Below are 22103 nucleotides of genomic sequence, written 5' to 3'. Positions count from 1 at the left end.
TCAGACTCCTTCCGCGAGGCTGACGGAAGACAGGGAGGAGAAGCCGTAATGGCGCAGCCATCTCAGATCGCTCTCATAGAAAGAGCGCAGATCGGGGATACCGTTCTTGAGCATCGTGAGACGCTCGATGCCCATGCCGAAGGCAAAGCCCTGCCAGACCGCAGGGTCGAGGCCGCAATTGGCAAGAACGCGCGGATGCACCATGCCCGAGCCCAGAACCTCAAGCCAGTCGGTGCCTCCGCCGATCTCGCCCGTCTGGCGTGACCAGCCGATATCGACCTCCATTGAAGGCTCGGTGAACGGGAAGTAGGACGCGCGAAAACGCACGGGCAGATTCGGCTTGTCGAAAAACACGCGCAGGAACTCGATAAGGCAGCCCTTGAGATGGCCGAGCGTAATGCCCTTGTCGATGACAAGCCCTTCACATTGATGGAACATCGGTGAGTGGGTGGCATCGTGATCGGCGCGATAGGTGCGGCCCGGCGCAATGATGCGGATCGGCGGCTCCTGCGTCAGCATGGTGCGAATCTGCACGCCCGATGTCTGGGTACGCAGAACGCGCGCAGGGGCGTCTTCATGCGTGCCGGGAAGATAGAACGTATCGTGCTCGGTGCGCGCCGGGTGGTGATCTGGCGTATTGAGCGCCGAGAAATTATGCCACTGGGACTCGATATCCGGCCCCTCGGCAACGCTGAAGCCCATCGCGCCAAAAATAGCCGTCATTTCCTCGATGGTACGGCTGATAGGGTGGATCAGACCGAGCGGAGTCGCTGGGGCTGGCAGGGTCACATCGACCTGTTCGGATTTCAGACGCGATTCGAGGGCGGCCTCGGCAATTTCCTGGCCGCGCTGCTCGACAGCACCATTGAGCGCATCACGCAGGCGATTAAGCGCCTGGCCGCGTTCCTTGCGCTCTTCGGGGCTCATCTTGCCCAACTCCTTGAGCAGCCGGGTCAAACGGCCCGATTTGCCTAGCACACCGACACGAATGGCATCCCAGGCGGCGTGATCCTGCGCCTGCGCCAACGCTTCGAGAGTTTCGCTTCTCAGCGCTTCCAGATCATCGCCCATCACTGCCTGTCCCATCGTTCGTCTGGTGGTACCGTCAAAAAAGAAAACGGGCCGTCCTGATACAGGACGGCCCGTTTTCTATCAAATCTGCAAATCGGCAAAACCGAGAAGCGGCAGATCAGGCCTGAGCCGTCTGCTCCTGAGCAGGCTGCTCAAGGGCCATCTGCGCCAGCTTCACGATTTCGGCGAAGGTCGCAGCGTCATCGAATGCGATGGCGGCCAGAACCTTGCGGTCGATTTCGATGCCAGCCTTTGCAAGACCGTTGATGAACTTGCTGTAGGTCAGACCCTGCTCGCGAACGGCAGCGTTGATACGCTGAATCCACAGAGCGCGGAAATCGCGCTTCTTGTTGCGACGGTCGCGATAGGCATAACGAAGAGCCTTCTCGACGCGCTCAAGAGCGATACGATAATTGGTGGAAGACCGGCCGCGGTAACCCTTGGCGAGATCCAGAACCTTCTTGTGACGGGCGTGCGTCGTTACGCCGCGCTTAACACGTGCCATTTATATTGCTCCTCAAGCCAGTCCGTAGGGGGCCCACTGCTTCACGGTCTTCGCATCCATGTCCGTCATGGTCTGCGGGCCGCGATTGGTGCGCTTCATTTTCTGCGGACGGTTGATGAGGCCATGGCGCTTGTTGCCGGGACCGCACATCACCTTGCCGGTCGCGGTGATCTTGAACCGCTTCTTGACCGACGATTTGGTCTTCATCTTGGGCATTTCGTTCTCCTCTCGACATATCAGGCGGCTCGTCGCGATCACTCGCAACCACCACCAAGCGGCCAGGCATGCCCTACCATCGCCTGGACGCGCGTTCGAAAGGGGGCACCTATAGGATAACTTGCCCCTACACAACCCATTTTAACGCGCATAAACATTTACTTTAGGTTAGATGGGACCTTAACCATAATGTGGGACGTTCTTGACGTAGATCAACATTTGCGCCTTTTTCCACGCGGTCTCTTTTCACAACGTTTCCGACCACGAAACCTCATATAGGACGACGCATGAACACGGTTTCCCGGCCGCGGTTCTGGGCAGCCCTCACCGCCGTGATATTTGCCCTTTGTGGCATATATCTGACACTCGGCGGTGTCTGGCTCCTGAGCTATGGCGACACCCCTTATTATGCAGTCTGCGGTATCGCCCTTCTGGCCACCGCCTATCTTGTCTGGACGGGCCGCCCCGCGGCTTTCTGGCTCTACACCCTCATCATCCTCGGCTCCCTTGCCTGGGCAATCGGCGAAATCGGCATCGATTTCTGGTCCCTTGTCCCCCGTGGCGACGTCATCGTCATTCTCGGCATCTGGCTGCTTCTGCCCTTCGTCAGCCGGCAGATCACCACGAGCCGCCTTGCCACCTTCCCCCTCGCCGGCAGCGTACTTCTCGCCCTGATCGTCGTGATCGTCGCGTTCGTGCAGGACCCGAGCGACAAGGAAGGCAACCTGCCTACAGACAAGATCGCTGCCGCAGGCAGCGACGCGTCGCAGGTTCCCGATGGCGACTGGCAGGCCTATGGCCGCACCCAGTATGGCGATCGCTTCTCACCGCTGACGCAGATCACTTCAGACAATGTGAGCAAGCTCAAGGTTGCCTGGACGATGCGTACGGGCGACCTCAAGGGGCCGAACGATCCGGGTGAAGCCACCAACGAAGCCACGCCGCTGGCTATCGATGGCACGCTGTATTTCTGCTCGCTTCACCAGAAGCTCTGGGCTGTCGATGGCGCGACCGGCAAGACGAAATGGGTGTTCGACCCCCATCTCTATGTCAATCCGGGCTTTCAGCATCTGACCTGCCGCGGTGTTACCTATCATAAATCCGACGCCAGCGCCGTGACCTCCGATGGCACGCCTGCCCCGGATGAATGCCATGAGCGCCTGTTCCTGCCCGTCAATGACGGTCGCCTGTTCGCTGTCGATGCCCAGACCGGCAAAGCCTGCCCGAGCTTCGGCAAGAATGGCGAAATCGATCTGCGCACGCCCTATATGCCCTATGACCACGTGGGCGGCTACGAGCCGACTTCCCCGCCGGTCGTGACCGACAAGCTCGTGATCATCTCGGGTGCCGTCACCGATAACGGTTCTACCAAGGAACCCTCCGGTGTGACGCGCGCCTTCGATCTGTTCACGGGCAAGCTGGTCTGGGTGTTCGACACCTCGAACCCCGATCCGAACCAGATGCCGAGTGACGACCACAAATACGTCGCCAACTCGCCAAATTCGTGGATCACTGCGTCTTATGACGCCAATCTCGGCCTGATCTATATCCCGACCGGTGTGCAGACCCCGGATCAGTGGGGCGGCAACCGCACCCCGGATGCAGAGCGTTATGCCTCGGCGATTCTGGCCCTCCATGCCGATACCGGCAAGCTTGCCTGGAGCTATCAGACCGTTCACCACGATCTGTGGGACATGGATCTGCCCTCGCAGATGAGCCTCGTCGACATCACGCAGAAGGACGGCACGGTCGTTCCGGCCATCTACGCACCGGCCAAGACGGGCAACGTGTTCGTGCTCGACCGTCGTGACGGCAAGCTGATCGTGGGCGCTCCTGAGCTGCCCGTGCCGCAGGGCGCTGCCAAGGGCGATCATGTCGCGCCGACTCAGCCTTTCTCCGATCTGACCCTTCGTCCGAAGGCATTGCTGACGGGTAAGGACATGTGGGGTGGCACCGTGTTCGATCAGCTGATCTGCCGCGTTGCCTTCCATCAGCTCGACTACAAGGGCACTTTTACCCCGCCGTCCGAGCGTGGCTCGCTGATCTTCCCGGGCAATCTGGGTATCTTCGAGTGGGGCGGCCTGGCCGTCGATCCTCAGCGTCAGATCGCGATCTCCAACCCGATCGCCCTGCCCTTCGTGTCGAAGCTGGTACCTCGTGGTCCGGGCAACCCGCTCTGGCCGGAAGATGGCAACCGCAAGGGCTCTGGTGGCGAAACCGGTCTGCAGCATAACTATGGCGCGCCTTACGCCGTCATGCTCAGCCCGTTCCTGAACCCGATCACCACCAAGATCGGCCTGCCCATCCCCTGCAAGCGTCCGCCCTGGGGCTACATGGCCGGTATCGATCTGCGCACCAACAAGGTGATCTGGCAGCATCGTAACGGCACTCTGCGCGACAGCCTGTACAACAGCTCGCTGCCCGTACAGCTGCCGCCCCTGAAGATCGGCGTGCCGAGCCTCGGTGGCCCGCTCACGACGGCTGGCAACGTTGCCTTCCTGACCTCGACGCTGGATTTCTACATCCGTGCCTATGATGTCACGACCGGCAAGACGCTCTGGCAGGACCGCCTGCCCGCCGGTGGCCAGTCCACCCCGATGAGCTACTCTGCCAATGGCAAGCAGTACATCGTGACCTATGCTGGCGGACACGGCTCCTTCGGCACCAAGATGGGCGATTACGTCATCGCCTATGCCCTGCCGAACTGATCCGGTTCATCAGATCGACGGAAAAACCCGCCTCACGGCGGGTTTTTTTGTGGCCTGTGAAGAGAGAGCGACACCCAGGGGAAAGGGGCAAAAACCCTTGCACCGGCGAACATAATGTCAGAGTGTTGCAATACTCTCAAACAAAGGAAATGAGCCATGCTCCGCGGTTTTCTTGCCCTGACACTCCTGCTCGGCGCAACGGCTGCGCCAGCCGCCTATGCCAAACCCTGCCGTGACGCCACAACCGGCAAATTCACTAAATGCGAAAAACCCAAGGCCGAGAAGTGCCGCGACGCAAAGGGCAAGTTCATGAAGTGCAAGGCCGATACCGCACCGAAGGACGACGCCCCAAAAACCCCAGCGGCAACGCCCGCCGAAGGTGCGCCCGGCAAGAACTGAGACGACTCAGCAGATCTGATCGACAGACCAGAAACGCAAAGACCCGGCAAAGCCGGGTCTTTTTCGTTCAGGCACGGGCACGAGCACGGATGGCCTGCGCCATCGCCTCGACGCCATTCCCTCGATTGGTCGAGAGCGCCTTGACCAGACCGAAGTCATGCAGAAATTTCGGGTCGGTTGCCTCGATTTCCTGCTTGCTGCGCCCTGAATAGACACGCAGCAACAGCGCGACCAATCCGCTGACGATGGCCGCGTCAGAGGCCCCGGCAAAAAACAGGGCGCCGTCCGACTCATGCGCTTCGAGCCAGACCTGGCTCTGACAGCCCGGCACGCGATGCGCGTCGTTCTGCCACTCCGTCGGAAAGGCAGGCAGACCACGGCCCATCTCGATGATGTATTCGTAGCGGTCCATCCAGTCATCGAACATGGCCAGTTCGTCGCTGATCGCGGCAATTGCCTCTTCTGCCGACCCGTCAACCGGCTGCACCCAAGGTGCGGATACCGCGCCGCTCACAGAATGAACCTGCTGAGATCGCCCTTGCTCGCAAGGGGGGCCACACGCTCCTGAACGTCAAGCGCCGTGACGGTAATCGTTTCGCCACCACGATCGGAAGCACGAAAAGAGATATCTTCCAGCAGGCGCTCCATCACTGTCGCCAGACGTCTGGCACCGATATTTTCGACGCGCTCATTGATGTCCGCGGCGAGTTCGGCCATCGCCTCGACCGCCCCATCTTCGAAAATGAGCGTAACGTTCTCCGTGCCTAGCAGCGATACATATTGCTTGAGCAGCGAATGCTCCGGTTCCAGCAAGATACGCTTGAGATCGTCACGCGTGAGGCCTGCCAGTTCCACCCGGATCGGCAGACGGCCCTGCAATTCGGGCAAGAGATCCGAGGGCTTCGCCAGATGGAATGCCCCCGAGGCGATGAAGAGGATATGGTCAGTCTTTACGGGGCCATATTTGGTCGTGACGGTAGTACCCTCGATCAGCGGCAACAGATCGCGCTGCACGCCCTCTCGTGAAATATCACCGCTGCGTCCCCCGCCCTCACCCGAGCGCGCGCAGACCTTGTCGATCTCATCGAGAAAGACGATGCCATGATCCTGCGCATGGCGCACGGCATCCTGCGTCAGGGCATCGTTATCGATCAGCCGGTCGGCCTCCTCACGGATCAGCAGCAGGCGCGCTGCAGCGATGGTCAGACGACGCTTCTGGGGCGAACGATTCATCAGATTCTTCATCAGATCGCCGAACGCTGCGGCATTCATGACGGTACCACCCGCCATATCCGGCATATCACCGGGGCTCGCCTCGCGGCCGACCTGAATCTCGATCTCCTTTTCTTCGAGTTCGCCATTGCGCAGCATCTGACGGAACTTGGTCTTGGTGTCTGCCGAGGCTCCCTCCCCAGTGAGCGCGTCTACAAGCCGCGCCTCGGCACCCAGCTCGGCCTTGGCATTCACATCCTTGCGGCGCGCCTCGCGCAGCATGGTGAGCGACACCTCGACCAGATCGCGCACGATCGATTCCACGTCGCGACCGACATAGCCGACCTCGGTGAATTTCGTAGCCTCCACCTTGAGAAAAGGCGATTGCGCCAGACGGGCCAGACGACGGGCGATTTCCGTCTTGCCGCACCCAGTCGGGCCGATCATCAGAATATTCTTAGGCACGACCTCTTCGCGCAAGCCATCCGGCAGCTGCGCCCGGCGCCAGCGATTGCGCATGGCAATGGCCACAGCCCGCTTGGCCTCGTTCTGACCGATGATGAAGCGATCGAGTTCGGAGACAATTTCGCGCGGTGAATAATTCGGAATTTCCATTACAGCGACTCCCCGCCGAGCAGTTCCACCCGAACGGAGTGGTTGGTGTAAACGCAGATATCGCCTGCAATCTTCATGGCCTTGCGGGCCACATCTTCTGCCGTCAGCCCCTCGATATCGATCAGCGCGCGCGCGGCGGAAAGGGCATAATTTCCACCGGAACCGATGGCGATAATGCCGTCTTCGGGCTCCAGAACGTCGCCATTGCCGGTCAGGGTAAAGGAGCGATGCGCATCGGCCACGGCCATCATGGCTTCGAGCCGACGCAGATAGCGATCGGTGCGCCAGTCTTTGGCCAGATCGACACAAGCGCGCTCGAGCTGGTCCGGGTAGCGCTCAAGCTTGGCCTCCAGACGTTCGAGCAGCGTGAAGGCATCGGCAGTAGCCCCGGCAAAACCGGCAAGGATGGCGCCTTTAGGGCCAATGCGCCGCACCTTGCGGGCATTGGCCTTGATGACGGTCTGCCCGAGCGTCACCTGCCCGTCACCCGCCATGGCCACCTGACCGTCGCGACGAACACAGAGGATGGTGGTGCCATGCCAACCGACAGGATCATGAGGAGAAGAAGAGTTCTGCATGTCTCTTCACATAAGCGGTATGCGCCATCAGACAAGATCGAAATCCTGCCTGACGACGTGGCCATCATGGCTTGCCTTGCGCTGCGGCTCAGCCTCGCTTGCGCATCGTGGCGCAGATCGCCTCGCGCAACTCCTGTGGCGTGAAGGGCTTGCCCAGAACGAAGGCCTGCGCAGGCAGATTTTGCGGATCTGCATAGCCGCTGACGTAAAGCACCGGCATTTCGGGGTAGCGCGCGGCCACGATCAGCCCGCATTCGCGCCCGCCCATACCCGGCATGAGCAGATCGAGCACGACCAGATCGACCGCCTCGCCCGTTTCGAGATGACTGATCACATCGGCGCCATCGGGAACGCTGACAACCTGATGACCATCCTGCGTCAGAAACTGCTCGGTCACGAGTCGTACCCCGGGCTCGTCATCTGCAAGCAGGATACGCAAGGGCCCTATAGGCTGCGCGCCCTCGCTGCTGGGAGCCGAATCCTCCTCTCTCTCGAAGGAGCAAACGGGGAGGGTCAGGATCATGCTCGTGCCTTCATCCGGCACACTTTCGACGCGGATGTCGCCACCGCTGCGCTGCAAGAAGCCATAGATCGTCGAAAGACCCAGTCCCGTTCCACTGCCGAGCCCTTTGGTAGTAAAGAAGGGCTCGAAAATGCGACGCACCACTTCTGGCGGCATTCCGCAGCCCTGATCTTCCACCGTGAGGATGACACAGGGAGCACCGACCACATTGGTCTCGCTCGACAGACGGATGGCAATCGACCCGCCCCGGGGCATCGCGTCACGGGCATTGATACAGAGATTGAGCAGCGCCATTTCGAGCTGCCCCGAATCGCTCAGCACCGGTGCGACCTGTAATTCGCGCGGAACGGCGTCAAGATCCAGCACGCACCTTCCTGTCTCGCCACGCAGATCACTGGTTCGGTTCAGACTCTGCACGATCAGATCGCGCATATTCCAGATCAGCTCGACCAGATCGACCGGCTTGAGCGCCACTGGTTTGGGCCGACCGAACTCCAGAAGACGCCGCGTCAACACAGTGCCGCGCCGCGCGGAGTCGAGGGCATTGTCGAAAAGCTTCGTCACCATCGGATCACTTGCCGGTGTCATGTCCTGAAGCAATTCGAGCGAGCCCAGCATGGCAGTCAGCAGATTGTTGAAATCATGCGCGATGCCGCCTGCCAGCGTGCCAAGCGCATGCATCTTGTCATCCTGACGCAGGCGTTCTTCCATGGCGAGACGCTCGGTAACGTCACGGTCGAGACTAAGCTGCCAGCGTTGGGCAGCGGGATACGGCACGCCAGACGCATTACGCGGCCATGGTAGAGTCTGCCGCGAAATCTCGTGCCAGCGCGTGCCGCCCGGCGTGATTTCGGAGACGAGGCGCATGACCTCCCCATGCTCCTTGGTCTCTTCACGCATGGCTGTGATATCGGGACGTAGCGCTTCATCGAAAAGCGTGTCTTCCTCGATATCGCCCCTGGCATTGAGCGGCGCGTCCACATCGAAATTATGGCGCAGCACCGTGCCATCCGCTTCCGAGAAAACGACATTCATCGGCACGGATTCCAACGCGCCGTGCAGCAACACGCGCTCGGTCATCAACGCGCGCTCCAGCCGGTGATGGGCAGCCACCTCGCGCACCATGGCGCGCAAAGAGTCCGACTCCCAAGGCTTATGAGCGTAAAACTGAATACGGCCCTGATTAAGAGCGGCAACCACAGCCGCCAGATCGGCGTAGCCGGTCAGCAGAATGCCCCGCGCATCGGAAAACTCGCGCGCTTTGCTCAGCAGCACATCGCCCGTCATGTTCGGCATGCGCTGATCGGAGACGATAACGGCGATATCGGGCGATTTTTTCAGAAAGCCTAGCGCCTCGACGGGGTCCGTACTCGACAGGATATCGAATTCGTCTTCCAGCAGATCGGTCAGCGCGACGAGGATTTCTGCCTCGTCATCGACGATGAGAATGCGGCTGCGCCCGTAAGGGACAGACATCTCTGTGCGTTTCATGCGCTGCGTCCTATCGTAACCGGGCCAGTCGGGGTCAGTCTGACGGGAACGGAAAGTGTGAAACACGCCCCTACCCCCTGACCGCCGCTGAGATTGGCATCTTCAATATCAATCGAGCCTCCATGAGCCTCGATCACACCATAGGCAATTGCCAGTCCGAGGCCTGTGCCCATTCCTACCGGCTTGGTAGTAAAGAAAGGCTCAAAGACCCTGGCGCGCAAATCGGGTGGCACACCGGGACCGTCATCGGCCACGCTGATCACGTAATTCGCCCCATTTTCATTCTGCCGGAGCACTGTCTCGATAACGATCTTGCCACTCGGTGCCCCCGGCTCCAGCCCTTCGACCTCAGCGCGTGACCGGATGGCATCGGCAGCATTACTGACAATATTCATGACAACCTGATGCAGCAGCGCAGGCTGACAGACCAGCATACGCGGCGCCATCAGATGCCGCTCGACCGTGATCTCACGCCCGAATTTATGGGCGAGGAGCGCCAGCGCCGTGTCGATTGCCTCGACCACATCCGTATCCTGAAACGCGCTTTCATCGAGACGCGAAAAGCGGCGCAGGCTCAACACAAGATTCTGGATGCGTTGGAGGCCCAGACGCATCGCTCCGATACGGTTCGAGCATTTTTCGAGCAAAGCAAGCTGGGACGGCTGAAGCGGCCCCTCCGTCTCGATCAGCTTGCGCAAGGCGCGCGCAATCGTCTCCTCATGCGCCAGCGTAAACGCGAGCGGGTTGTTGATCTCGTGTGCGATACCGGCCACCAGCTCACCGAGCGACGCCATCTTGGCGGTCTGCACGAGCTTGGCCTGGGTTTCGATCAGCCGGGCATTGGCGTCGGCAAGCTCGGCATTCGCATGAGCGAGCGCCTCGGCCATGGCCGCCTTGGCAGCAATCGCGCGCGCCTCGCTCTGAGCCGTCTGCAAGGCGACTTCGCGCACCTGACGCTTGATTTCCTGCTGTCTGATTTCGTCCTGCGCCAGTTTGCGCCGCACCAGCACCCTGATCCGCAGGGCAAGCACATCCGGCGCGATATCGCTCGGCACGAGGTCATCGAGCCCGGCATCGAACAGATCAGCCGCAGAGTGACGACGGAACCTGTCTGCATCGACAATCCCCAGAATACGAAAGGACGTTCCGCCCGCTTCGAGAACGTCCTGACGGCGCGCATCCAAGCGTCTGCAGAAGTTGACACCGTCCAGCAGGCGTGAGGTGAGATCGAGCACGAGACAATCCGGCCCTTCCTCCCCGCCAAGCCATGCACCATTGATCAACTCGCTCGACGCGGTGACAGTGGTGACCGTATGCCCGTCCCGCCAGAGTAATTCGCCTAGAGAGGCGCCTGACGCATCACGCGCCCAATTGGCGTTCTCACTGATATCTTCTTCGCAATCATCGCTTCTCGGACTGGTCACGATGACGATGCGCGCGCGCCGGAAACGCCCGGCCTCTTCGGCCTGGAGGAAATCGGACCCTTCACGAAGCAAGGCCCGAATTCGCAGCACAAGCAGGTCGGGATGAGCCGATTTCGAGATATAGGCATCCGCCCCGCTCTCGAGCCCCTCGCGCTCGAGACCCGGCGCCACGTCTTCGGTAAGCATCAGGATGGGGATCGAGCGAGTCTGGGCATTCATGCGGAACTGACGGGCCATCTGACCGCCATTCATTCCCGGCAGATGATAGTCGGAGACGACCAGGTCCGGCAGTCCGTCATCGAGGCAGGAAAGCGCCTCTTCGCCACTCGCCACGCGACGCACGGCAAACCCCGCATCATCGAGTAAGGCGATAAGAGCCTGGGCCTGGCTGTCCGATTCCTCGACAATCAGGATGAGAGGAAGTTGCGCGTCGGGAGGGGTCATTCAGTATCGGGGTCCATCATATCATACACGCCTCAAGGAACGACTGTAACCGTTCAAGCTCCGGAATGGGTGATTATCGGGATCGGCTTTTCCCAATCATTGCATTTCGTCGCGCTGGCAGCTACCTCAACGACAGACAACGTGGCCAGCTCCGACTGGACGCCTTTTTTCCCGTGCCCGTTACGACAAGCTGAAAGCGCCCCATGGAAGCTCCATCCCGCCCTTCCCTGTCACGTCTGGCCCAGGCAAGCGATGATCGTGAGACCCGCAAGTCTACCGGACCCGGTTTCATCGGCACCACGTTCTGGGCAATCTGCCATTTCGCCTTTTATTTTGCCCAGCAGGTTGCAGAGGTCCTGGCACCGCTCTGCCTCGTCATCGGCATTGGCTGGATGGCCCTGCCCCGTGCGCTTTCTGCCATCACGACGGGCAGCGCCTCGAGCGATCCGCAGGCTCAGGATGTCATGAATCATGTGGTCGGCAGCATCCCGGACCACCTGACGATCGGCAGCCACGTCATGACACCCGGCGGGCTGATTTTCGACGGCTTTCTCCTGATGGCCATCGCGGCAGTCGGCGCGACGATCTCTGCCGTCGCCGCAAGGAATATGTAATTCCTCACCCAAGGCGTTCATGATCCAGGGGCGTTCATGATCCGGTTTCGCAATGTCAGTTACCGCCATGAAAGGGGCCGACGCGCCCAGGGGCGCCCGGTTCTCGAAGGAATCACCCTCGATATTCCTCAGGGCAGTTTCCACTGGCTGACCGGTCCCTCAGGCGCGGGCAAATCGAGCCTCCTACGGCTGATGCATCTGGAATCCCTGCCCGATGAGGGGCAGGTAGAGCTGCTGGGTGTCGACATCAGGACCGCCAAGCGGCGGCAACGTGCTCTGCTGCGACAGAAAATCGGCTTTATTCCTCAGGATCTTCGCCTTCTCTCCGAACTGGATGTTTTCGACAATATCGCTCTCCCCCTACGACTCGCGGGCGGTACGCGTGAGACGATCGAGGCGGAAATCCTGTCCATTCTCGACTGGCTCGGCCTGGGCAGCAAGAAGAACGCCTTGCCCGACCAGCTTTCGGGCGGCGAGCGTCAGCGCGTTGCCATCGCGCGTGCCCTCGTCATGCGTCCCTCCCTTCTTCTGGCCGATGAGCCGACGAACGCGCTCGCCGAAGGGCAGAGCTGGCAACTTGTCGAAGCCCTGCAGGCCTTGAGCCGGTCAGGCACGACTGTCGTTGTCGCAACACATAATGAAGCCCTGCTTCGTGCTGTAGACTATCCCAGCATCGCGCTGAAAAACGGGCGCCTTGCGGGGATCACGCCGCGATGAGCCGAACTTTGCCCGATGGCCTACATCTCAGCAGGCGCGACCATGGGCTGCTTCCTGTCATTGCCGCCGTTGCGGCCATCGCGGCCCTGGCGCTCGGAGGCTGGAACGCCGCACGCAGCCTCTCGCGTGAGTGGGAAAATGGCGCCGCTCAGCACGTCACGATCGAAATACCCGACTTCACCGGTGATGCCGGAGAAACCGCGAACAAGCTGAGTGCCGTTCTGCGCAGCGATCCGGGCATTGCAACGGTCGACACCCTGCCAGAGGCACAGATACGGGCCATTCTGCGACCATGGCTCGGGGCGATGCAGGGTGAGCTTTCCGATCTCCCAGTCGTACTCGCCGTAACGCGAAAGAACGGAGCGCCTGCGACCGACCTGCCCGCCATACTCGACACGGTCGCCCCTTCGGCGATTCTGGAGGAAAATGCCAAATGGGGCGAGCGGCTGACTCTTCTGGGCCGGAGTCTCCAGGCTTGCGCCTGGCTGGCCGTGCTCCTTGCCGGCTTCGCCACAGCCGGGGTAACGACGCTCTCGGTGCGCATGACACTGATCGCCAGAAGGCGCACGATCGAGATCCTGCATGGCTTGGGCGCGCGTGACAGTCTCATTGCGCGGCGCATCGCCTGGCGCAGCGCAGGGCTCGGTCTTGCTGGCGGCGCGCTCGGCACGCTCCTAGGTAGTGCAACCCTCGCCGTGCTGCACCGGCTCATCCTGCCTTTCATGGACCAGCAGAGCGCCGGGCTTTCCCTCTGGCCCCAGAGCGTTTCGGAATGGCTCTCCGTCTGGGCCAGTCTGCCGCAAGCCCTCTTTCAGTCTCTGGCATGCGTGCCGGCTCTGGTGGCCTTGCTGAGCTTCGCTGTAGCCCAGTACACCGTGAGACTGTGGCTACGGAGGCTACCGTGAAGTTCTGGCTTGCCGTACCCTTCCTGATCCTCGTTCTCGCCCTCTCTTGGTGCGCGGGGTTTGCGTGGTTCTGTGTCGATGCGCTTCATCCGATATCGGATCCGGTCCATTGCGACGGTATCGTCGCTCTGACCGGCGGCCGCGACAGGATAGAGGCCTCGCTGTCGCTACTCGACAAGGGCGTCGGTAAAAAACTGCTCATTTCAGGCGTGGGGCCTCACGCCACTCTGGCACAGCTCGCTGAGCACGCCCCCATTGCCCTCACCCCGGACATGACGTCGCGCATCACATTGGGGCGCAGAGCGGTCTCGACCATCGGCAATGGCTCGGAAACAGCGGAATGGGCGGCGCAGAATGGTCTCCATTCCCTGCTTGTGGTCACGGCTGGCTATCATATCAGGCGCGCCATGCTCGAACTGCATCGCGCTGCGCCCGATCTCGCCCTGCATCCCTATCCGGTGCGCTCCCCTGCCCTGCGACGCAGCCCGGATCGTGCAACCTTTCGGCTTCTGTTCCACGAATACATGAAATGGATCGGCTCTCATCTCGGCCTGTCACGCGGCGTCAACCTGACACCGCCGGGCTGAACCGGCCCACGGGATTACAGACGAGGGCGCGACAGATTGCGGCTTTATTCGACCCAGACCCCCGCGCCTAATTCCATAGGGGCGCCTGTTGCTCTAGAGGTTCTCGGATCAAACAGAATCGACCGGCCGGATCGGGGTGCCTACTCAGATGACAGGTGCCCGACCTGCAAGCCAAAGCACATGAACAGGGCTCTGGTGACGATCGGATAGAGAGCCCGGACTGGGGGAGTTCATGAACCGGATACGCGCCCTTCTTTTCATCATCTATTTCGTGATCCTGACCCTGATGATGGGGCTTGGGGCAATGCCTATACGCGCCCTTCGGCGCCATGAAGCGGCGTTGCGCTATGCCCAGCTCTGGTCATCGCTCACGCTCTGGGGCCTGAAATTCTTCTGCGGTGTGAGCGTGCGTGTCACAGGCACGGAGAACCTGCCGGAGGGTGCCTGCCTGATCGCCTCGCAGCATCAGGCCTATTTCGATGGTTTCATCTGGATGATTTTGGCGAGGCGTCCTGCCTATGTCATCAAGCAAGAGCTTACCAAAATTCCATTCATCGGCCCCATGCTGCTGCTCTCGGGCATGGTGCCTGTGGAGCGGGCCGCAGGGGCTAAGGCCCTGCGCGCGCTCATGAAGGCCACACAGGCTCATTTCGACGAGGGACGGCAGATCGTCATCTTCCCGGAAGGCACACGCACCCCGCCCGGCGAGCGTGCGCCGCTACAGCCGGGCATTGTGGCCCTGGCCAAGCAGGCCGCCGCCCCGGTCATTCCGGTCGCCACCAATTCCGGGCTGCACTGGCCACGTCGAGGATGGATGATGCGCCCCGGCGCGATCGTCGTCGCTATCGGAGCTCCCCTTCCAGCTAATGCCGGAAGGCTCTCGCTGATCGATTCGATCTACAAATCCTGGGACACGCTTTGTGTGGAAAACGGATTGCCGAGACCTGTGGATAACTCTGTGGACTCGGGTCGCTGACCGGAGAGTTTCCTGTGAAGAAGCGGGGTATGGATTGGGGAGAAACCCGATCCGGCTCCGTAAGTGCCTGATCTGGCGGGCCGGAAGGCGAGTCAAGGGACAATCGCCTTAAATCCTGGGTTTTGTCCCCGTATTGTCCCGGCAATAACGAGCGGTCGGGGCATCTAACACAGGCATTTGCGGTTTCATAGCCCCCTGTCGAAGAGTCTTTTTCTTTACGCTGCAAGCTCTGTCTCACCTCTGGGGATAAATTGTGCTCTTTCTCAAAAGATGTGTGAAATCTGCCTGTGGAGATCCTGGCTTGCGCAGTAATGGCGGGGGTTTACTCCGGTGAGAAAACCCCTCTTCTTTGCCGTGATTTCCGTTACGATTCTGCTACTCGCCTCGATCGGGGCCGATTCATGGCGCCTCGTCCGGCTCGACCGACAGCTTGTCGCCCTGCCCAGTCAGCTCAGCTCCGAGGGGTGGCATCTCGCCTGGCAGGAGAAGCGCGTCGTCTGGCGCCCATGGGGCTCACGGATCGTCTTCACGCGGCCGTTGCTCACCGGGCCGCAGAACCGTCTGTGGGCAGGCTTACAGATCAGCATTGCGACAAGCCCGTTTCGCCCCCTCTCTCTGTCTCTCGACGCCGAGGGCACCCAGATCTTCAGGCTGGGCGACCGCCTGACGCTGACGACCGGCGCGCTAAAGGGCCGTTTCTCGACCTCGACGCGCACCACGACGCTGAGTTCGGGAACTGTCACGGTCACCGGGCTGCCCATCGAGGGGGTCGAGGCGCTCTCACTCCAGCGTTTCACGGCGCGACTGATCCCCGGCAGCCAGAACGGGCAGGACTCCCCCGCCTGGGCGGCCGCGCTGCGTGCCGAAACGGTGCTGCCGCAATTCACGCAAGGCCCGTCCGATCCTGTCCGGGTCACGCCAGACGCAAGCATGCCCGACACGATGCGAGCTTCGTCAGACAATCGTCTCAGGACGCTTCTTGCCCTGCTGCCGCCCCCTCGCAACCTGCATCTGATCATCACGGCGCTGAAGGGCGATGATCACGAGTCAGGAGCGCAATCGACCCATGATATGGGAAATGGACGCTATTTAATTCAGGCCGCCTCCTTCGAACTTGGCCCTCTTTCCTGCATGGCGCGCGGTAATCTCTCCCATGACGGAGAGGGCACACTCTGGGCTCATCTCTCGGGCTTGCAGGGCTTTGTTCGTTACGGAATTGCCCATGCCCCGGAATCGCTACGCGCCGACCCCGCTTATGCGGGGGTCTTCAAGGCACTCGATGAACAAACGGCAAGGATACCGGACCAGCTCGATCTGCCTTTTCCGGTGGGTAGGGATGACATTTCATTGCAAAATCACATCTTCGCGATATTAACAGGGCATTCTCGATGAACCGGAGGGGAAGCTGACGCCTTATGGCGTAGGCTGTTTCCAATTCCCCTTCACGACTGGCCTTGATGGCCGCGGATCACTGCAATGCCCGATTTGAGTGCCCTCTTCCTCGCACGATTGCAATTCGCGTTTACCGTCGGATTTCATATCGTTTTCCCAGCCTTCTCCATCGGCCTGGCCGCGTTTCTGGCCGTGCTCGAAGGCCTCTGGCTCAAGACGGACAAACCCGTCTATCTCGACCTTTTCAAATACTGGCTGCGCGTCTTTTCGGTCGTCTTCGCCATGGGCGTCGTCTCAGGGCTGGTGATGTCCTACGAGTTCGGCACCAACTGGTCGCAATTCTCGCAAAAAGCAGGGCCGATCCTCGGCCCGATGCTCGCCTATGAGGTGATGACCGCCTTCTTCCTCGAAGCGGGCTTCCTCGGCGTGATGATGTTCGGCCTCAATCGCGTCGGCAAGCATCTGCATTTCGCCGCGACCTGCATGGTGTCGATCGGCACGCTTATTTCGATGAGCTGGATCCTGGCATCCAACTCGTGGATGCAGACGCCGCAGGGCTACAAGATCGACGCTGCCACAGGCCGCTTCCTGCCGGCTGACTGGTTTGCGATCGTTTTCAACCCGTCCTTTCCGTTCCGCCTGGTGCACATGGCGCTGGCCGCCTTCCTGTGCGTGGCCTTCATCGTTGGCGGTGTCGGCGCATGGCATCTGCTCAAGGCCAAGCGTCAGAACCGCGCGCCCACGGATGCGGTCAAGGTCATGTTCTCGATGGCCATGTGGATGGCCGCTATCGTGGCGCCTCTCCAGATTCTGGCGGGTGATGCCCACGGCCTGAACACACTGAAATATCAGCCTGCCAAGATCGCCGCTATGGAAGGCGACTGGGAATCCGAGAGCCGCGCTCCTGAGCTGCTGTTCGGCGTACCGGACATGGAACATGAGGTAACGCGCTACAAGATCGGCATTCCGCTCGTGGGTTCGCTGATCCTGACGCACAGCCTCGACGGCAAGGTGCCGGGTCTGAAGGATTTCCCCAAGGACCAGCGCGCACCGATGTATGTGGTGTTCTACACCTTCCGCGTGATGGTGGCCCTTGGCAGCCTCATGGCATTGCTCGGCTTCTTCTCGCTGTTCCTGCGATGGAAAGGCGGGTTCTACACCAACCCGATCCTGCTGCGGGGCGCGCTGCTCATGACGCCAGCCGGGTTTATCGCCCTGCTTTGCGGCTGGGTCACCACTGAAGTCGGCCGCCAGCCTTTCACGATCTACGGGCTGCTTCGCACGGTCGACAGCGTATCCCCCGTGACGCTGCCGAACATGGAGATATCGATGGTGGCGTTCGTCATCGTCTATTTCATCGTCTTCACTGCCGGTATCGGCATTCTCCTGCGCGATTTCGCCAAGGAGCCCAGCACGGACGAGCACGAACCCCCGCGTGATCAGCCGCATCGTGCTGCTGGCATCACCCAAATCTCTCATCACCCGGCGGAGTAAGCGTCTCGATGAACACCCTCGCCTATTGGTTGCCCATCATCTGGGCAACCCTCGCCGCCCTGGCCATTTTCATCTATGTCTGCCTGGACGGGTTCGATCTGGGCATCGGCATCCTGTTTCTCGGTGAGCATCGCAAGGATCACCGCGATGTCATGGTCAACACCATCGCTCCTGTCTGGGACGGTAACGAAACCTGGATGATCTTTGGCGGGGCCACGCTTTATGGCGTGTTTCCGGTCGCCTATGGCACGATCCTGCCCGCGCTCTATCTGCCGATCCTCTTCATGCTTCTGGCCCTCATTCTGCGCGGTGTGGCTTTCGAGTTCCGCGTCAAGGCGAGCGGCATTTTCGGCACGACCTTCTGGGATCGTTCCTTCTGCCTCGGTTCTCTGGTGGCCTCGGTCATGCAGGGCATCATCCTTGGTGAACTGATCATGGGCGTGAAGGTCGAGAACAACACGTTCGTCGGAAGCGCCTGGGACTGGGTGGCCCCCTTCCCGCTCTTCTGCGGCTTTGCCGTCGCTGTCGGCTATACGCTGCTCGGCGCCACCTGGCTGGTCTGGCGCACGGAAACCGATCTGAAGGCTGTCATGCAGCGCCTCTCGGCCCCGCTCGGGCTGGGCATGCTGGTACTGATCGCCATCGTTTCGGTCTGGACGCCTTATCTGCACGCCACCTACATGCATCGCTGGACCGATTTCCCCGAGATCATCTGGGTGGCCCCTGTGCCTGTCGCCGTGATCGTTCTGGCGGCGCTGTTCTTCCTGTCGCTGCGCAAGACGGCCACGCGCCTGACGCCGTTCCTTTGTGCGCTGGGCTGGTTCTTCCTGTGCTTCTCGGGGCTCGGGATCAATGTCTGGCCCTATATCGTGCCGCCGACGGTCACGATCTGGTCGGCCTCGTCACCGCCTGAGAGCCAGCTCTTCCTGCTGGCCGGCGCGTCGATCCTGCTGCCCATCATTTCTGCCTATACGATCTATTCCTACTGGGTTTTCCGCGGCACCGTGACCGCTGACCACCACTATCACTAAGGGAGCCTGACCATGCCTGCCACAACAGCACCTTCTTCCTTCCTGGCCCGTCTCGGTTGGTTCGTCGGGCTCTGGGCAGGCGGGGTCGCGGCCCTTGCCGTGGTCGCAACCGCCATCAAGATCGTTATTTTCCACCAATGGTGAACGGACGGACGTCAACGACGTCCATCCCGGCGGCGCGAGCCGCCTCAAGCCCCTCATCAGTGTCTTCGAAAACGAGACATCTCTGCGGGGCGACCCCAAGCTTTTCCGCTGCAAGCAGATAGAGATCGGGCGCCGGCTTGGGGTGGCGGACATCCTCTACCGTCACGACATGGTCGAAGAGTTCAAGCAGATCCAGCGTCTGCAACGTGGCCTTCACCACCGTTTTCTGACCGGCAGAGGCCACCGCCATCGGCACGTGACCGAACTGGCTTCTGGCGATATCCGCTGCAAACCCATGCTCCCGCAGCGTATCGAGATGATTTTCGTAAAGCATGCGGCACCGATCCAGCAGGGCCTCACGATCGAGCTTTACATCGAAAGCCTGCTCATAAGCTGCAAAGAGCTTGCTGCTCGAGAGGCCGGTGCGCGCATGGTACCACGCCTCCTCCAGATTATAGCCGCGTTCGCCCAGCGCCTCTTTGAAGGTCAGGAAATGAACGGGCAGGGTATCGGCGATCGTGCCATCGCAATCGAAAATGATGGCGTCGAAATCGTGATCCGCGAGAGTAAAACCGGGCATGGGAAGTCCTCCTTTCTTCAGAAATTATCCTTGGCTTTGCGCAGGGCCGCGAGGGTCTCGACATCGCGTGCCATCAGGAAAGGGTTGGTCTGACGCTCGACGCCCAAAGCGACGGGCAGGGTCGGTTTCCCCTGCGCTCTCAGGGCGCGGATATCGGCGGCACGATGTTGCAATTCGGCATTTTCGGGCATGCGTGACAGCGCGAATTCGGCATTGGCCGCGGTATATTCATGGCCGCAGCAAACCAGCGTTTTATCGGGAAGTGCATCGAAGCGCCGCAGACTCGTGAACAGTTCTTCAGCCGTGCCTTCGAGCAGACGCCCGCAGCCGAGGCTGAATAATGTATCGCCGCAGAACAGCGCAGGCACAGAGCGGAAATAGAAGGCTATATGCCCGCGCGCATGACCGGGGGTCGCGATCACCTCACCCAGGTCATGACCGATGGCGATGCGGTCTTCATCATGAAGCAACAGGTCGAGCGGCGGCAAGCGGCCGGAATCGGATTCGGCACCGGCGATGCGTGCCCCGTATTTTTGGCGCAGAGCTTCGGCACCACCGATATGGTCGGCATGGTGATGGGTCAGCAGAATGAGATCGAGACGCCCCTCGCCGATCACGGCACTGATCGGCTCGGCCTCACCCGGATCGACAATGGCGACGACACCCGTCCGCGGGTCGGTCAGAAGCCATGCATAATTATCCCTTGCATAAGGAATTGCCCTGACTGCGAGACTCATGGCGATGGGCTCCTTTTTTTCGCGAACCGTTATGGCGCTCGTCTTAACTCGTCAGAGGCTACGCCCGTTCACTCCCGGATGCACCCGCCCCCATGCCAGTCTGTCGATCACGCTTGCGACGGCGACCTGCCCGGCCACGCCCGGCTCTGGCCCCTTTCCGCCGTTCGGGTTAGCGTGGTTGCATGCAGACGCGTCCTTCCCAGCCCGTGCCGTCAGACGCAGCCGGGTTTTATGCCAGCCGACGTGGAGAACAGGTGACATCGCTTCTGATGTCGCGGCTTCTGCCCCTTCTGCCGAACCCGAAGGGGTTGAGGGTTCTGGGCCTTGGCTATGCTGCGCCCGTTCTGTCGCAATGGCGCGCCCTTGGCGCAGCGCATTGGGTAGCCTGCGCGCAGCTCGACACGCCCATGACCAGAAGACGCGGCGTTGTGTCTCCCACCGACAAGGAGTGGCCCGGCTGCCTCGTCGCGCCAGACAGCCTGCCATTCGACGATCTGAGCCTCGATCTTGTCGTGCTGGTGCACGGGCTCGAACTCGTCGCCCCTCACCCGCTATTGCGCATGATCTGGAAAGTTCTGGCCGACCATGGGCGGCTCATTCTGGTCGTGCCCAATCGCACCGGACTGGCTGCCAAGGACGACACTCTGCCTTTCGGGCATGGAACCCCCTTCTCGACCGGGCAGCTCGACCGGGTGCTGCAACGCGCCCTGTTTCGGGCAGAGGCAGGCTCTACCGCCCTCAGCGCCCCTCCTGGCCTGCTCTCGCTTGGCGAGCAGGCGGGTTTTATGGGCGACAGGCTGTTCAGTCTGCTGGGGCGGCGCCTCGGCGGGGTTCATCTGGTGAGCGCATGCAAGGACCTCTATTCCGGCATGCCCGTGGAAGCAGAGCGTGCCGCGCTGCATTTCACCCGTCGCGTGACCACTCTGGCGGGCTCTGCTGGCGGATATCCGAACCTGCCGGAAGCGCCGAAATCCTGGCGCGACGACCCAAAAGCTTGACCCGAAACCACGGTGTCGTAAGACTGCGATCATGTCCCTGATTCAATCGATCAAATCCGTTCTGGCCCCGCCGCATCGCGCTGCCATCCCGTTTCTCGCGCTGACAGGCGGCCTGACCGTTCTGGGCCGTGCGACGCCCTGGCGGGCCACGCGCCTGATCGGCAATGTGGCACTGGGCGGATTTGCTTTCTGCCTGTATTTCTTCCGCGATCCGAAGCGTTTCCCCCCGGCGCGGACCGATCTGGCGCTCGCTCCGGCCGATGGCCGCGTGGTGTCGGTCGAGCTCGCCACCCCGCCCGCAGCCCTGGGCATGGGCAGCGATCCGGTCTGGCGCGTGGCGACCTTCCTGTCAGTGCTGAACGTGCATATCAACCGCATGCCAGCCGCCGGTACGGTGACGAAAATCGCCTATCATGCCGGGCAGTTCCTGAATGCCAGCCTCGACAAGGCTTCCGACCTGAACGAGCGCAATGAAGTGCGTCTGACGCTCGAAGACGGGCGCCACATGGCCATCGTGCAGATTGCCGGCCTCATTGCCCGCCGTATCGTCTGCTACGTGGAAGAAGGCAGCGCCGTCGAACCCGGCGATCGTTTCGGTCTGATCCGCTTCGGCTCGCGCACCGATCTGTACCTGCCGCCCGGCGTGACGCCTCTGGTCAGCACCGGCCAGATCATGGTCGGTGGCGAAACCGTCATCGCCCATCTCTGATACGCGGTCGCCCGTGTCGGAAGCGCCCCTTAC

General features: G+C 61.1%; 24 protein-coding genes. 13 read left to right on the top strand and 11 right to left on the bottom strand.

The window, feature by feature from the left end; genetic code table 11:
- From pheS to rpmI, 3 genes are all read right to left on the bottom strand, one after another.
- Positions 1–1071: a phenylalanine--tRNA ligase subunit alpha gene (pheS, locus tag ABHV46_RS13805; protein ID WP_336946484.1), complete on the bottom strand. Its 1071-nt coding sequence runs from the start codon at positions 1069–1071 to the stop codon at positions 1–3.
- A 118-nt stretch (positions 1072–1189) separates the two neighbouring features.
- Complete coding sequence (rplT, locus tag ABHV46_RS13800) at positions 1190–1576, bottom strand: 50S ribosomal protein L20 (RefSeq protein ID WP_147094196.1); 387 nt, start codon at positions 1574–1576, stop codon at positions 1190–1192.
- Positions 1577–1588: 12 nt separating this feature from the next.
- Positions 1589–1792 (bottom strand): 50S ribosomal protein L35, encoded by a 204-nt coding sequence (rpmI, locus tag ABHV46_RS13795; protein WP_023978115.1) that lies wholly within the window; start codon positions 1790–1792, stop codon positions 1589–1591.
- 287 nt (positions 1793–2079) lie between these two features.
- On the opposite strand from rpmI, the gene ABHV46_RS13790 reads away from it, so the two are divergent.
- Together ABHV46_RS13790 and ABHV46_RS13785 are read left to right on the top strand one after the other, a co-directional pair.
- Positions 2080–4500 carry a glucose/quinate/shikimate family membrane-bound PQQ-dependent dehydrogenase gene (locus ABHV46_RS13790; protein WP_438381939.1) on the top strand — a complete coding sequence of 807 codons (2421 nt, stop codon included), beginning with the start codon at positions 2080–2082 and terminating at the stop codon, positions 4498–4500.
- A gap of 156 nt (positions 4501–4656) precedes the next feature.
- Positions 4657–4899 carry a hypothetical protein gene (locus tag ABHV46_RS13785; RefSeq protein WP_438381938.1) on the top strand — a complete coding sequence of 81 codons (243 nt, stop codon included), beginning with the start codon at positions 4657–4659 and terminating at the stop codon, positions 4897–4899.
- 67 nt (positions 4900–4966) lie between these two features.
- On the opposite strand, the gene ABHV46_RS13780 is transcribed toward ABHV46_RS13785, so the two are convergent.
- The 5 genes from ABHV46_RS13780 to ABHV46_RS13760 form a co-directional block, all read right to left on the bottom strand.
- Entirely contained in the window at positions 4967–5413 is a 447-nt protein-coding gene (locus ABHV46_RS13780) for a SufE family protein (protein WP_438381937.1), read from the bottom strand.
- On the bottom strand, positions 5410–6726 hold the full coding sequence (gene hslU, locus ABHV46_RS13775; RefSeq protein WP_438381936.1) for an ATP-dependent protease ATPase subunit HslU: 1317 nt from the start codon (positions 6724–6726) through the stop codon (positions 5410–5412). The genes ABHV46_RS13780 and hslU overlap by 4 nt, the downstream gene beginning before the upstream one ends.
- On the bottom strand, positions 6726–7304 hold the full coding sequence (gene hslV / locus ABHV46_RS13770; protein ID WP_438381934.1) for an ATP-dependent protease subunit HslV: 579 nt from the start codon (positions 7302–7304) through the stop codon (positions 6726–6728). Before hslV ends, hslU begins: the two co-directional genes overlap by 1 nt.
- 88 nt (positions 7305–7392) lie before the next feature.
- Positions 7393–9318: a response regulator gene (locus tag ABHV46_RS13765; RefSeq protein ID WP_336946489.1), complete on the bottom strand. Its 1926-nt coding sequence runs from the start codon at positions 9316–9318 to the stop codon at positions 7393–7395.
- A complete protein-coding gene (locus ABHV46_RS13760; RefSeq protein ID WP_438381933.1) occupies positions 9315–11186 on the bottom strand; it encodes a response regulator in 1872 nt (623 codons plus the stop codon). Before ABHV46_RS13760 ends, ABHV46_RS13765 begins: the two co-directional genes overlap by 4 nt.
- Positions 11187–11389: 203 nt before the next feature.
- On the opposite strand from ABHV46_RS13760, the gene ABHV46_RS13755 reads away from it, so the two are divergent.
- The 9 genes from ABHV46_RS13755 (at position 11390) to ABHV46_RS13715 (ending at position 19046) form a co-directional block, all read left to right on the top strand.
- Positions 11390–11800 carry a hypothetical protein gene (locus ABHV46_RS13755; RefSeq protein ID WP_438381932.1) on the top strand — a complete coding sequence of 137 codons (411 nt, stop codon included), beginning with the start codon at positions 11390–11392 and terminating at the stop codon, positions 11798–11800.
- 36 nt (positions 11801–11836) lie between these two features.
- Positions 11837–12517: a cell division ATP-binding protein FtsE gene (locus ABHV46_RS13750; RefSeq protein ID WP_438381931.1), complete on the top strand. Its 681-nt coding sequence runs from the start codon at positions 11837–11839 to the stop codon at positions 12515–12517.
- Positions 12514–13422 carry a cell division protein FtsX gene (locus ABHV46_RS13745; protein ID WP_438381930.1) on the top strand — a complete coding sequence of 303 codons (909 nt, stop codon included), beginning with the start codon at positions 12514–12516 and terminating at the stop codon, positions 13420–13422. Before ABHV46_RS13750 ends, ABHV46_RS13745 begins: the two co-directional genes overlap by 4 nt.
- A complete protein-coding gene (locus ABHV46_RS13740) occupies positions 13419–14009 on the top strand; it encodes a YdcF family protein (RefSeq protein ID WP_438381929.1) in 591 nt (196 codons plus the stop codon). Before ABHV46_RS13745 ends, ABHV46_RS13740 begins: the two co-directional genes overlap by 4 nt.
- 232 nt (positions 14010–14241) lie before the next feature.
- Entirely contained in the window at positions 14242–14985 is a 744-nt protein-coding gene (locus tag ABHV46_RS13735) for a lysophospholipid acyltransferase family protein (RefSeq protein WP_438381928.1), read from the top strand.
- Positions 14986–15315: 330 nt separating this feature from the next.
- Complete coding sequence (locus ABHV46_RS13730) at positions 15316–16377, top strand: hypothetical protein (protein WP_438381927.1); 1062 nt, start codon at positions 15316–15318, stop codon at positions 16375–16377.
- 84 nt (positions 16378–16461) lie between these two features.
- On the top strand, positions 16462–17871 hold the full coding sequence (locus ABHV46_RS13725) for a cytochrome ubiquinol oxidase subunit I (protein WP_438381925.1): 1410 nt from the start codon (positions 16462–16464) through the stop codon (positions 17869–17871).
- Between the two features lie 8 nt (positions 17872–17879).
- Positions 17880–18902, top strand: coding sequence for a cytochrome d ubiquinol oxidase subunit II (gene cydB / locus ABHV46_RS13720; protein WP_336946500.1), 1023 nt, complete (start codon positions 17880–17882; stop codon positions 18900–18902).
- A 12-nt stretch (positions 18903–18914) separates the two neighbouring features.
- Positions 18915–19046, top strand: coding sequence for a DUF2474 family protein (locus ABHV46_RS13715; RefSeq protein ID WP_081775825.1), 132 nt, complete (start codon positions 18915–18917; stop codon positions 19044–19046).
- Here ABHV46_RS13715 and ABHV46_RS13710 read toward each other — a convergent pair.
- The 3 genes from ABHV46_RS13710 to ABHV46_RS13700 are packed head-to-tail and all read right to left on the bottom strand — an operon-like array spanning position 19027 to position 20624.
- Positions 19027–19626: an HAD family hydrolase gene (locus ABHV46_RS13710; RefSeq protein ID WP_438381924.1), complete on the bottom strand. Its 600-nt coding sequence runs from the start codon at positions 19624–19626 to the stop codon at positions 19027–19029. The genes ABHV46_RS13715 and ABHV46_RS13710 overlap by 20 nt on opposite strands.
- 17 nt (positions 19627–19643) lie before the next feature.
- Entirely contained in the window at positions 19644–20363 is a 720-nt protein-coding gene (gloB, locus tag ABHV46_RS13705; protein ID WP_438381923.1) for a hydroxyacylglutathione hydrolase, read from the bottom strand.
- Between the two features lie 51 nt (positions 20364–20414).
- Complete coding sequence (locus ABHV46_RS13700) at positions 20415–20624, bottom strand: hypothetical protein (RefSeq protein WP_438381922.1); 210 nt, start codon at positions 20622–20624, stop codon at positions 20415–20417.
- Between ABHV46_RS13700 and ABHV46_RS13695 the strand changes: the two genes are divergently transcribed.
- Together ABHV46_RS13695 and ABHV46_RS13690 are read left to right on the top strand one after the other, a co-directional pair.
- Entirely contained in the window at positions 20618–21361 is a 744-nt protein-coding gene (locus ABHV46_RS13695; protein WP_438381921.1) for a methyltransferase domain-containing protein, read from the top strand. The two genes, ABHV46_RS13700 and ABHV46_RS13695, sit on opposite strands and share 7 nt — an antisense overlap.
- A 31-nt stretch (positions 21362–21392) precedes the next feature.
- Positions 21393–22070, top strand: coding sequence for a phosphatidylserine decarboxylase (locus ABHV46_RS13690; RefSeq protein ID WP_438381920.1), 678 nt, complete (start codon positions 21393–21395; stop codon positions 22068–22070).
- Positions 22071–22103: the final 33 nt, after the last annotated feature.

Source organism: Asaia sp. BMEF1 (genome assembly GCF_051628905.1).
Taxonomy (GTDB): domain Bacteria; phylum Pseudomonadota; class Alphaproteobacteria; order Acetobacterales; family Acetobacteraceae; genus Asaia.
Note: the sequence above shows the minus strand (reverse complement) of the source record. Positions and strands in the feature narration are given on the sequence as shown.